The sequence below is a fragment of the Alterinioella sp. genome, from assembly GCF_058343375.1.
Map to the genome: position 1 here is coordinate 1 of NZ_JBTUJH010000118.1, position 10,714 is coordinate 10,714.

At 61.7% G+C, this 10,714-nt stretch carries 10 protein-coding genes and 1 tRNA gene; 7 read left to right on the plus strand and 4 right to left on the minus strand.

The window, feature by feature from the left end; all coding sequences use genetic code 11:
* Positions 1 to 79: 79 nt before the first annotated feature.
* Positions 80 to 169, minus strand: a tRNA-Ser gene (locus ACW8PS_RS15300).
* A 132-nt stretch (positions 170 to 301) separates the two neighbouring features.
* On the opposite strand from ACW8PS_RS15300, the gene ACW8PS_RS15305 reads away from it, so the two are divergent.
* Positions 302 to 1,300 carry an NADP-dependent oxidoreductase gene (locus ACW8PS_RS15305; RefSeq protein WP_491528372.1) on the plus strand — a complete coding sequence of 333 codons (999 nt, stop codon included), beginning with the start codon at positions 302 to 304 and terminating at the stop codon, positions 1,298 to 1,300.
* Positions 1,301 to 1,480: 180 nt separating this feature from the next.
* Here the strand turns inward: ACW8PS_RS15305 and ACW8PS_RS15310 are convergent, their stop codons facing one another.
* On the minus strand, positions 1,481 to 2,110 hold the full coding sequence (locus tag ACW8PS_RS15310) for a hypothetical protein (RefSeq protein ID WP_491528373.1): 630 nt from the start codon (positions 2,108 to 2,110) through the stop codon (positions 1,481 to 1,483).
* A gap of 438 nt (positions 2,111 to 2,548) precedes the next feature.
* Entirely contained in the window at positions 2,549 to 4,852 is a 2,304-nt protein-coding gene (locus ACW8PS_RS15315; RefSeq protein WP_491528374.1) for a DNA topoisomerase IV subunit A, read from the minus strand.
* Between the two features lie 205 nt (positions 4,853 to 5,057).
* On the opposite strand from ACW8PS_RS15315, the gene ACW8PS_RS15320 reads away from it, so the two are divergent.
* The 5 genes from ACW8PS_RS15320 to ACW8PS_RS15340 all read left to right on the plus strand — a co-directional run bounded on the left by ACW8PS_RS15320 (position 5,058) and on the right by ACW8PS_RS15340 (position 8,643).
* Positions 5,058 to 5,891 carry an SDR family oxidoreductase gene (locus tag ACW8PS_RS15320; RefSeq protein ID WP_491528382.1) on the plus strand — a complete coding sequence of 278 codons (834 nt, stop codon included), beginning with the start codon at positions 5,058 to 5,060 and terminating at the stop codon, positions 5,889 to 5,891.
* 25 nt (positions 5,892 to 5,916) lie between these two features.
* Positions 5,917 to 6,120 (plus strand): twin transmembrane helix small protein, encoded by a 204-nt coding sequence (locus tag ACW8PS_RS15325; protein ID WP_491528375.1) that lies wholly within the window; start codon positions 5,917 to 5,919, stop codon positions 6,118 to 6,120.
* Between the two features lie 3 nt (positions 6,121 to 6,123).
* The gene (locus ACW8PS_RS15330; protein WP_491528376.1) at positions 6,124 to 6,696 is read left to right on the plus strand and encodes a cob(I)yrinic acid a,c-diamide adenosyltransferase; all 573 of its coding nucleotides are present in this window, start codon (positions 6,124 to 6,126) and stop codon (positions 6,694 to 6,696) included.
* Between the two features lie 259 nt (positions 6,697 to 6,955).
* The gene (locus ACW8PS_RS15335; RefSeq protein ID WP_491528377.1) at positions 6,956 to 7,714 is read left to right on the plus strand and encodes an electron transfer flavoprotein subunit beta/FixA family protein; all 759 of its coding nucleotides are present in this window, start codon (positions 6,956 to 6,958) and stop codon (positions 7,712 to 7,714) included.
* Complete coding sequence (locus tag ACW8PS_RS15340) at positions 7,714 to 8,643, plus strand: electron transfer flavoprotein subunit alpha/FixB family protein (RefSeq protein WP_491528379.1); 930 nt, start codon at positions 7,714 to 7,716, stop codon at positions 8,641 to 8,643. Before ACW8PS_RS15335 ends, ACW8PS_RS15340 begins: the two co-directional genes overlap by 1 nt.
* Before the next feature lie 55 nt (positions 8,644 to 8,698).
* Here ACW8PS_RS15340 and ACW8PS_RS15345 read toward each other — a convergent pair whose 3' ends face one another.
* A complete protein-coding gene (locus ACW8PS_RS15345) occupies positions 8,699 to 9,520 on the minus strand; it encodes a DUF6473 family protein (protein ID WP_491528380.1) in 822 nt (273 codons plus the stop codon).
* Positions 9,521 to 9,702: 182 nt separating this feature from the next.
* On the opposite strand from ACW8PS_RS15345, the gene ACW8PS_RS15350 reads away from it, so the two are divergent.
* Complete coding sequence (locus tag ACW8PS_RS15350) at positions 9,703 to 10,578, plus strand: 3-hydroxybutyryl-CoA dehydrogenase (RefSeq protein ID WP_491528381.1); 876 nt, start codon at positions 9,703 to 9,705, stop codon at positions 10,576 to 10,578.
* The last annotated feature ends 136 nt before the right edge of the window (positions 10,579 to 10,714 follow it).

Below are 10,714 nucleotides of genomic sequence, written 5' to 3' on the forward strand. Positions count from 1 at the left end.
CAGTGTTCTGTAGCAGGAGCCGGATTTGCCAGTTTCGCTCTTGGAAAACTGTAGGTTGACCAGTGGGTTAAAGGTCAAGTGGCGGAGACGAAGGGATTCGAACCCTCGAGACCCTTCCGGGCCTACTCCCTTAGCAGGGGAGCGCCTTCGACCACTCGGCCACGTCTCCGCCGACGGTTTTACCGGGGAATGCGCGCCCGGCACAACCCCAGAAAAGACCTCCGCACAGAGCTTTCACATTGTCGGGCGCACCGGTCCGTCGCATGCTGGGCCTGAACAGCAGACCGGAAGGCAAAATGAGATGAAGAACCTGCAAGTGATCCTTGCCAAACGTCCCGTCGGCGTTCCGACATCCGAGCATTTCGCATTGCAGGAAATGCCCCTGGCCAATCCGGGCGCGGGCGAAGTTCTGGTCCGCGTATCGCATTGGTCGATTGATCCTGCGATGCGCGGATGGGCCAATGACGTGCCGAACTATTCGCCGCCGGTGCCGATTGGCGACCCGATGCGCAGCTTTGGCGTCGGCGATGTGATCGCATCGCGCCATCCTGACTATGAAACCGGCGATGTCGTCCATGGAATGTTCGGCTGGCAGACCCATGCTCTGGTCGACGGGGCCATGATCGACCGCAAGGTAACGGAGGCAGATCTGCCGCGCAGCTATGCGCTTGGCATTTTGGGGTTGAACGGAACCACCGCATATTTCGGCCTGCGAGAGACCTGCGCGGCGCAGCGTGGTGATACGGTCGTGGTGTCGACGGCGGCGGGGGCTGTGGGCTCGGCCGTGGGGCAGATTGCCAACATAATGGGCTGCCGGACGGTCGGGATCGCTGGCGGGGCCGAAAAGCTGCGGCAATGTCTTGACCAATTCGGCTATGGCGCGGCGATTGACTACAAGGCGGGCGATGTGGGGGCGGCCCTGGATGCGGCCTGCCCCGATGGGGTGGATTGCTATTTCGACAATACCTGCGGGCCGATCTCGGATGCTGTCATGGCCCGGCTCGCCGTTGGTGCGCGCATCACAATCTGTGGAACTGCCGCCATAACGGACTGGAACCCCATACCTGTCGGGCCGCGCGTGCATCGCCAGTTGCTGGTCGCGCGGGCCCGGATGCAGGGGTTTCTGATCTTTGATTACAAGGACCGGATGGCCGAGGCGCGGGACGCGCTGGCAGGCTGGCTGAGGCAGGGCAAGCTGACGGTGCGAGAGCATTTTCTGGACGGGCCCGAGGCCGCGATGGGGGCCATCGAGATGCTCTATAGGGGAGAGAATACCGGCAAGCTGATCGTCCGGGTTTGAGGGGGTTTACGGTCAGAAAAGGGGGCCTGATGGTCCAGCAGGATGTGTGCGCGGGTCTGCGGCATCTTGCCGTGTGCGGCATGCACCACAAAAAGCGCGCCGTCGATCCGGTTGCAACATCATGCGCGCGCTGCACCTGACGGCGCGACAAAATCAAGGGCACTGGACCGCCTGGTCCGATTACTGCAATTCGGGCGGCAGTTCCACGGGCGGCCCTTCGACGGCGGCAACCTCGGCTGCCAGAGCGGCGGCGTTGGCGGCAGCGGTTACGGCGTCGATCGAGAACCATTCGGGGTTTTCGAGCATCCAAAGCTGCACCCGGCGCGCCGCGTTGCGGGCCAGAACCTGCATCTGTTCCTCGCGCGAGCGGGTCAGCCCCGAGCCGATGATGGATTGCGCCGATGCACCCTCGAAAATGATCAGCCGACGCGGTTCCTCATGCAGTTTGGCCTGCAATTCATCGTCCCAGACATTGGCCGAAATCACCAGAATGGATTTCGGCGACAGCAGAATCGGAATGCCCGGTATGGCCAGCGAATAGGCGTCGATATTGATGGCGATGTGATACAGGCGGTCGCCATCATAGCCCGCGAAACGGCGGTCGATCTCGCCGGTCAGAACCTCAATCCATTCCTCAGGCGTGGCATTGCGCGAGGGCGGCACCTGCTGCATGTTTTCCGCCACGACAATGTTATAGGCGAGGCGGAAATCACCCATATCGGGCAGATCCTCTTCCAGCGGGTCGGTCGAGGCGCAGGCCCCAAGCAAAAAGACAAATCCAAGAACGGCGAGGCGGGACAGGGCGCGCATGAAGCTCCTCCAGGGTAGCAGCCCGACCTCGTTAACAAAACCGGCGGACTGGCGCAAATGAAACGCGGGGGGGCACCGGCCGATCGGCAGGAAAAGGTGGCCTGGCTGCAAATGCCCTGCCACCCGGCAACAGCGATCACGCGGGCCCCGGTTGCGGTGCCGCTATCGGCGATCATTGCTGCCTCGACCCGATCCCGAAATTCGGGATGCGCGATCCCGGCGGCGGCTGACATGCCCAGCGCCGCACCGCCTTCAGGCGATTGGCATTCCCGCAGATCCATCAAATCCGCCAGGCCCAGGATCACCGGCGAGACCAAACCAACCAGAATGCCCGAGATCAGATTGCCAAGGAAATGGATGCGCAGCAATGCAGCTTCAAGAGGAACAGATCACCCCTGTCACCTCCGAACTCCGTTTTCAAAGCGCTCATTCAGACCTTCATGTAAACCGATTGTCGCGTGGAAAACCCCGTGGTGCCATGCGCCCCGTGGCGGCTCGTTTGCCCATCCACTCGGTCAAATCGGCCTCGGTCCGGGTCCGGCCTGCCGGATCGCGCCAGCAAAGACCTTCGGACAGAGCAAAGCTGCGGGCGTCGCTCAGGCCCCCATCCTTGAATTTTTGCAGGCGCACCCCCTTGCCGCGGCCCATTTCGGGCATCTCGGACAAGGGAAAGACAAGAACCTTGCGGTTTTCGCCGACGCAGGCGACGTGATCGTCGCCCTTTGAAATGCGGGTGCAGACCGAAGCCTTCACATCGCCTTTCACATTCAACACCTGTTTGCCTGCGCGGGTCTGCGCGATGACATCGGCCTCGGCCACGATAAAACCGTCGCCGGCCGTTGAGGCCACCATCAGTTTTTCGCCGGGCGCATGTATCAGCAAATCCACTATCTCGACCTCGTTGGGCATGTCCACCATCAGGCGGACAGGCTCACCCATACTGCGGCCTCCGGGCAAATTGGTGGCGGCAATGGTATAGAACCTGCCATTACTGCCGAACATCAGCAGCTTGTCGGTGGTTTCGGCGTGGAACTGAAAGCGGCCTTCATCGCCATCCTTGAATTTCAGCGGCTGGCTGAGGTCGATATGGCCCTTCATGGCCCGGATCCAGCCCATTTTCGAGCAGACAACCGTGATCGGTTCACGTTCGATCATCGCCTCGAGCGGCACCTCCTCAACCTCGCCCGCCACCGCAAACCGGGTGCGGCGCGCGCCGAATTCGGTGCCCTTGCCAAATTGCTTGCGCACATCGCGCAATTGGCTGGCGATCCTGGCCCATTGCATGGCATCGCTGGCCAGCAGATCCTCCAGCCCGGCGCGCTCCTCCATCAGCGCGGCCTGCTCTTTCAGCAGTTCCATCTCCTCAAGCCGACGCAGCGACCGCAGACGCATGTTGAGGATGGCCTCGGTCTGCATTTCGGACAATTCGCCTTCGCCCGGCCCGGGGCTGCGGTAATCGGCCTCGGATGTGGCGCGGATATGGTCACGGCCCCATTGCTCGCGCATCAATGCCGCCTTGGGGTCGTCATCATAGCGGATGATGTCGATCACCCGGTCAAGGTTCAGAAAGGTGATGATGAACCCTTCCAGCACCTCCAGCCGGTGGTCGATCTTGTCCATCCGGTGCTGTGACCGGCGAATGAGAACCGCCCGGCGATGGTCAAGAAACGCGCGCAGAACTTCCTTGAGGGAACAGACTTTGGGCGTGCGACCATCAATCAACACATTCATGTTGAGCGAGAACCGGATTTCCAGATCGCAATTGCGATAGAGCATGCCCATCAGCAGATCTTTATCGACGGTTTTCGAGCGCGGCTCGATCACGATCCGGATATCTTCGGCGGACTCGTCGCGGATATCGGCAAGGATCGGAATTTTCTTGAGCTGGATCAGTTCGGCGATTTTCTCGATCAGCTTCGATTTGGCCACCTGATAGGGGATCTCGGTCACCACGATCTGCCATTGCCCGCGGCCCAGATCCTCGACCTCCCATTTGGCGCGAATGCGAAAGGAACCGCGCCCGGTGCGATAGGTTTCGGCGATGCTGTCGCGTGGTTCGACGATGATGCCGCCGGTGGGGAAATCGGGGCCTTCGATATAGTTCAGCAGCGTTTCATCGCGGGCATCGGGCGTCTTGATCAGATGCAGGCAGGCGGCGACAAGCTCATCCAGATTATGCGGCGGGATGTTGGTGGCCATGCCGACCGCAATGCCGGAAGACCCGTTGGCCAGAAGGTTCGGCAGCGCGGCGGGCAGCACTTCGGGCTCTTGCAAGGTGCCGTCGTAATTGTCGCGGAAATCGACGGCGTTTTCCGTCAGCCCCTCCATCAGGGCCTCGGAAATAGCAGTCATGCGGGCTTCGGTATAGCGCGCGGCGGCCGGGTTGTCGCCGTCGATATTGCCGAAATTGCCCTGCCCGTCGACCAACGGATAGCGGATGGTGAAATCCTGCGCCAGACGCGCCATCGCATCATAGATCGCGGCATCGCCATGGGGGTGGTAATTGCCCATCACATCGCCGGTGATCTTGGCCGATTTGCGAAAGCCCCCGGTCGATGACAGGCGCAGTTCGCGCATCGCATAAAGAATCCGCCGATGCACCGGTTTCAACCCGTCGCGGGCATCGGGCAAGGCGCGGTGCATGATGGTGGACAGCGCATATTGCAGATAGCGCGTGCCAATCGCTCGGCGCAGCGGTTCTGAGGTTTCCCGGGGCTCTTCTGCGTCTGGCTGCTCATTCATTATGGGGCGGTGATACGCCATGATCCGGCGGCGGGTAAAGATGCCCCGCGCAGGCGGGCGCAAAAAATCTATCGCGGATCGGGCGGGCACCCGGCGATCTGGCCGTTGGGCTGATGGATGCCCATCTTTGCGCCCGGCCGCCGGAGCCAACTTGCCCTTTGCGCCGCGCTGGCCTAACCACGGCGGGAGCACGAACAAGGGGGCCATCTTGGCGCGAAGCATTCTGATAACGGGCTGTTCATCGGGTATCGGGTATCATTGCGCCCATGCGATGCAGGCGCGTGGCTGGCAGGTGCTGGCGACCTGCCGCAAACCCGAGGATACTGAGCGCCTGCGCGCCGAGGGCCTGACCTGCGGCGTGCTGGATTATGCCGATCCGGACAGTATCGCGGCCGGGCTGGCCTGGGCGCTGGAGCAAACCGGCGGCGGGCTGGATGCGCTTTTCAACAACGGGGCCTGGGGTGTGCCCGGCGCGGTCGAGGATCTGCCGCGCGACGCGTTGCGGGCGATCTTTGAGGCCAATTTCTTTGGCTGGCATGACCTGACGGCGCGCGTCATCCCGATCATGCGGGCGCAGGGGCATGGGCGGATCATCCAGAATTCATCGGTGCTGGGGTTTGTCACCTATAAATGGCGCGGGGCCTATACGGCGACGAAATACGCGCTGGAGGGGCTGACCGATACGCTGCGGATCGAGCTGCGCGGCACCGGCATCCATGTCAGCCTGATTGAACCGGGGCCGGTGACGTCAAGGATCCGGGTCAATTCACGGGCCCATTTCGAGCGCTGGATCAACTGGGAAACCTCGGCCTTGGTCGAGGAATACCGCAGCGCGCTGCTGCCGCGGCTTTATGCCGAAACCCAGAAGAAAGACCCGTTCGAGCTGTCGCCCGAGGCCGTGGCCAGAAAGCTGATCCATGCGGCAGAGGCGCGGCGACCGAAACCGCGCTATTATGTGACGGTGCCAACCTATATCATGGGGGCGCTCAGGCGCGTTCTGTCCACCCGGATGCTTGATTGGGTGATCACGCGGGGGTAAGGCCAGGCCCCGGAAAGGAAACACGATGGAAACCACTTTCTTCATTCTGGCGCTGATCGCCTCGGTCGCGGTGGCGATCATTTTGCTGTTTGGCATCGGCACCTTCACCAAGGGCGGCGATTTCAACCGGCGCAATGCCAACAAGATCATGCGCTGGCGGCTGGCAATGCAGTTTTTTGCGGTGATCCTGATCGCGGCCTTCGTGTTCTTTCGCAGCAGCGGCGGCTAGGCAATGGTAGTTCTGAACAAGATCTACACCCGCACCGGTGATGCCGGCCAGACCGCGCTGGGCAATGGCATGCGGGTGGAAAAGCATTCCGCCCGGGTCAGCGCCTATGGCACGGTCGATGAATTGAACGCGACGCTTGGGATGGCGCGGCTGCATGTCACCGGCAGGATGGCCGATCAACTGGCGGCAATCCAGAACGACCTGTTCGATCTGGGCGCGGATCTGTGCCGCCCCGAGATGGAAAAGGATGCCGAGGCCGAATACCCGCCACTGCGGCTGGATCCGGTGCAGGTGGATCGGCTGGAGGATGAGATCGACGCGATGAACGCGGTTCTGGAACCCTTGCGCAGTTTTATCCTACCAGGCGGATCGGCGGCCAGCGCGCATCTGCATCTGTGCCGCACCGTGGCGCGCCGGGCCGAACGGCTGGTGGTCGATCTGAGCACACAGGAAGCGGTGAACCCGGCGGCTGTGAAATATCTCAACCGCCTGTCCGACTGGTTTTTCGTGGCCGCCCGCATCTCCAATGACAATGGCCGCGCCGATGTGTTGTGGATTCCGGGCGCGAACCGGTAACGAGATCACCGGCGGGGTTCCCCCCCTTCTCCGGGGTTTTCCTGCTGCGCGGCCCGGCAGGGATGGCGGGCACCCAGGGCATGGCAGCGGCCACAATCCAAAACAAACTTTCCGAAAATGCCGGTAACGCGGCGTCCTTTGGCCAATCCGCGTCGATTTTGCCCTGTCGCGGGCCGCTCTGAGACGCTAACACGCGGGGGATGATACTCCGGCCACGGGCATCAGGCCCGGGCTGACCAAACCGAGGAGAGACGTTGCGATGAAGGTGCTTGTGCCCGTCAAACGCGTGATCGACTACAACGTGAAGGTTCGCGTCAAGGCGGACGGATCGGGGGTTGATCTTGCCAATGTGAAAATGTCGATGAACCCGTTTGACGAGATTGCCGTCGAAGAGGCCATCCGCATGCGCGAAAAAGGCGTCGCCGAAGAGGTGGTCGCCGTTTCAATCGGTGTGAAACAGAACCAGGAAACCCTGCGCACGGCGCTGGCCATGGGGGCCGACCGCGCCATTCTGGTGATCGCCGCCGATGACGTGCACACCGATATCGAGCCGTTGGCGGTTGCCAAGATCCTGAAGGCGATTGTCGAGGAAGAAGCGCCCGGCATCGTTCTGTGCGGCAAGCAGGCGATCGACAATGACATGAACGCCACCGGCCAGATGCTCAGCGCGCTTCTGGGCTGGTCCCAGGGCACGTTTGCCTCCGAGCTGGAGATTGATGGCGACACCGCCCGCGTCACCCGCGAGGTCGATGGCGGTTTGCAGACCATCGACGTTAAGATGCCCACAATCATCACCGTCGACCTGCGCCTGAACGAGCCGCGCTATGCCAGCCTGCCCAACATCATGAAGGCAAAGCGAAAACCGCTGGATGAAAAAACCGCCGCCGATTTCGGCGTCGATACCAGCCCGCGTTTGCAGATTATCTCCACCACCGAGCCCGCATCGCGCAAGGCCGGTGAGATTGTTGGCTCGGTTGATGAGCTGGTTGAAAAACTCAAAGAAGCGGGGGTTGTCTGATGGCTGTTTTACTTCTGGCGGAAGTCACCAATGGTGAACTGGCCTTCGACGCCACCGCAAAGGCCGTTACGGCGGCGGTGCAACTGGGCGAAGTGACCGCGCTGTGCTGTGGGGCCTCGGCCGCCGCGGCCGGTGCATCGGCCGCGAAAATCGACGGCGTTTCCAGGGTTCTGGTGGCCGAAGATCCGTCACTTGGCCACCGGCTGGCCGAATCCACGGCGGCGTTGATCGTATCGCTGGCCGGTGACTATGAACACATCGTTGCCCCCGCCACCACCGACGCCAAGAACGTGATGCCGCGTGTGGCAGCGCTGCTGGATGTGATGGTGATCTCGGATGCATCCGGCATCATTGATGGCGACACGTTCGAGCGCCCGATCTACGCCGGCAATGCGATCCAGACGGTAAAATCGACCGATGCGAAAAAGATCGTGACGATCCGCACTTCGACTTATGACGCGGCGGGCGAAGGTGCCGCGGCCCCGGTGGAAATCATCGCTGCGGTGGCCGATCCCGACCTGTCGGAATGGGTCGAAGACAAGGTTGCGGCCAGCGACCGGCCCGAGCTGACCTCGGCCGGTATCGTCGTATCGGGCGGGCGCGGCGTGGGGTCGGAAGATGACTTTGCCCTGATCGAGAAGCTGGCCGATGCACTTGGTGCGGCTGTCGGAGCGTCGCGTGCGGCGGTCGATTCGGGCTATGCGCCAAATGACTGGCAGGTCGGTCAGACCGGCAAGGTCGTGGCCCCGGATCTATATATTGCAGTCGGCATCTCGGGCGCGATTCAGCACCTTGCGGGCATGAAAGACAGCAAGGTGATTGTCGCGATCAACAAGGATGAAGAGGCCCCGATTTTCCAGGTTGCCGATTACGGACTGGTGGCTGACCTCTTTACCGCCGTGCCGGAACTGACAGCAAAGCTCGGGTAGACACACCTGACCGGAATTGAAAAAGGCCCGCCCGGCATGGCGGGCCTTTTGCCGTTCAGGCCAGGATTTCGGCCAGGACCCGGCTGACATGTTCATGATCTGCCGGGCCGGGCATGACACTGGCCGCCGCCTCCTCGCCCTTGCCATAGGCAAGCCCGCGCAGGCCGGGGGGCTGGCCGTCATCTTTCCAAACCGTCACGGTCAGACTATCGGCCAGCGGGGTGACATCATCCAGCATGGTCGCGGTGACAAAGAGCGGGTCATATCCCAGATCGCTGCCCTGCGGCACCTCATCCGATGGCGCGCGATGCGAGAGCCACAACAGATGCACCGGCACCTCGGCGCGGCGGATGATCTGCGCCATGCGCGCGACCCAGGCGGCGCGCAGTTCCTCGACCACCACGCCGAACCGCTCCGGAGATCGCAATTTCAGGGCGCTCAACATGTGACGTGTGAAATGAAATTCGGTGAAATCCACCTCACGAAAGATGGTCCGAAGCATGCTCGAGGCCTTCAGGAACCTGTCATTCCTGCGCGCATGCACGGTGAAAAACCGGTTCGACATATTGGCCGCCCCCGGCACCTGCAACACGACCGCATCGGCCTGCGCAATTGCGGATTTCACGGCCCCGTCATGCAGGAACAGATCAACCCCCGCATTCATCGCCCCCATATTTACCACGCGCCGTCCCAGCCGCCCCCCCAACCGGCCCGGGAACGGATCGCTGGAAAATTTTCCAAATGTCTCGGACCCGCCAAGGCATAGGATGAACCGGCCATCCAGTTCGGTTTTCGGCCCCCGGAAAGTCATTGGCGATCCCGGATACTGGCACGGTTGATAATCAAGGGCATTGCTGCCCAGTTGCGCATAACTCATCTGGTTCACCCACCATGTTTCGACTCACCCACGGACCAGATTGCAGGGCGTCGGTTGCCAATTGGCTAAAGCGACATGTTGTGCTGTTTTTTCATACAATCCGGCATGGTGTTTCGCCTTGAATGGCCTGCCCTGCCGCGCCTATTCTCTGCCCGAACACGCGGGCCCGGAGGCACCAGACCATGAGCATTCAATCTATCGGCATCGTCGGCGCAGGGCAGATGGGCAACGGCATTGCGCATGTTTGCTCGGTTGCCGGCTATGATGTTGTTATGACAGATATTTCTGAAGCCAGCCTGACTGCCGCCATGGCTCTGATCGACCGTAATCTGGCGCGTCAGGTGGCCCGCGAAAAGATCACCGAGGCCGAAAGATCGACGGCTCTGGGCCGGATCACCACAACCCTGACGCTGAGCGATCTGGGGCAATGCGACCTGATCATCGAGGCCGCAACCGAACGCGAAACCGTCAAGCAGGCGATCTTCGAGGATCTTCTGCCGCATCTCAAGCCAGATACGATCCTGACCTCGAACACCTCTTCGATCTCGATCACACGCCTGGCCAGCCGCACAGACCGCCCGGAAAAATTCATGGGCTTCCATTTCATGAACCCGGTTCCGGTGATGCAACTGGTCGAACTGATCCGTGGCATTGCCACCGACGCGGCCACCTTCCGCGCCTGCAAAGAGGTCGTCGACCGGCTGGGAAAAACCGCCGCAACGGCCGAGGATTTCCCCGCCTTCATCGTCAACCGCATCCTGATGCCGATGATCAACGAAGCGGTCTACACGCTCTATGAAGGCGTCGGGAACGTCAAATCCATCGACGAATCGCTGAAACTGGGTGCCAATCACCCGATGGGGCCACTGGAACTGGCCGATTTCATCGGGCTGGATACCTGCCTGGCCATCATGAACGTGCTGCATGACGGGCTGGCCGACACCAAATACCGGCCCTGCCCGCTGCTGACAAAATATGTCGAGGCGGGGTGGCTTGGCCGCAAGACCGAGCGGGGCTTCTACGACTATCGCGGTGAAACCCCGGTCCCGACCCGCTGATCCCCCTTCATCTTGGCAAAATACCTCGGGGAGCGCGAGGGGCAGCGCCTCTCGCTCCCGGTCCTCCCGCCTTGTTCAGCGCCTGGCCCCCTTGCGCACCGCTTCGGCAGCCACACGCAGCTCTTCGGCGATTTCC

Coding starts and splice junctions, on each gene's coding strand:
- ACW8PS_RS15330 (WP_491528376.1), top strand. CDS start 6,124: ATGGTAGTTCTGAACAAGATCTACACCCGCACCGGTGATGCCGGCCAG.
- ACW8PS_RS15325 (WP_491528375.1), top strand. CDS start 5,917: ATGGAAACCACTTTCTTCATTCTGGCGCTGATCGCCTCGGTCGCGGTG.
- ACW8PS_RS15315 (WP_491528374.1), bottom strand. CDS start 4,852: ATGAATGAGCAGCCAGACGCAGAAGAGCCCCGGGAAACCTCAGAACCG.
- ACW8PS_RS15340 (WP_491528379.1), top strand. CDS start 7,714: ATGGCTGTTTTACTTCTGGCGGAAGTCACCAATGGTGAACTGGCCTTC.
- ACW8PS_RS15310 (WP_491528373.1), bottom strand. CDS start 2,110: ATGCGCGCCCTGTCCCGCCTCGCCGTTCTTGGATTTGTCTTTTTGCTT.
- ACW8PS_RS15350 (WP_491528381.1), top strand. CDS start 9,703: ATGAGCATTCAATCTATCGGCATCGTCGGCGCAGGGCAGATGGGCAAC.
- ACW8PS_RS15305 (WP_491528372.1), top strand. CDS start 302: ATGAAGAACCTGCAAGTGATCCTTGCCAAACGTCCCGTCGGCGTTCCG.
- ACW8PS_RS15335 (WP_491528377.1), top strand. CDS start 6,956: ATGAAGGTGCTTGTGCCCGTCAAACGCGTGATCGACTACAACGTGAAG.
- ACW8PS_RS15345 (WP_491528380.1), bottom strand. CDS start 9,520: ATGAGTTATGCGCAACTGGGCAGCAATGCCCTTGATTATCAACCGTGC.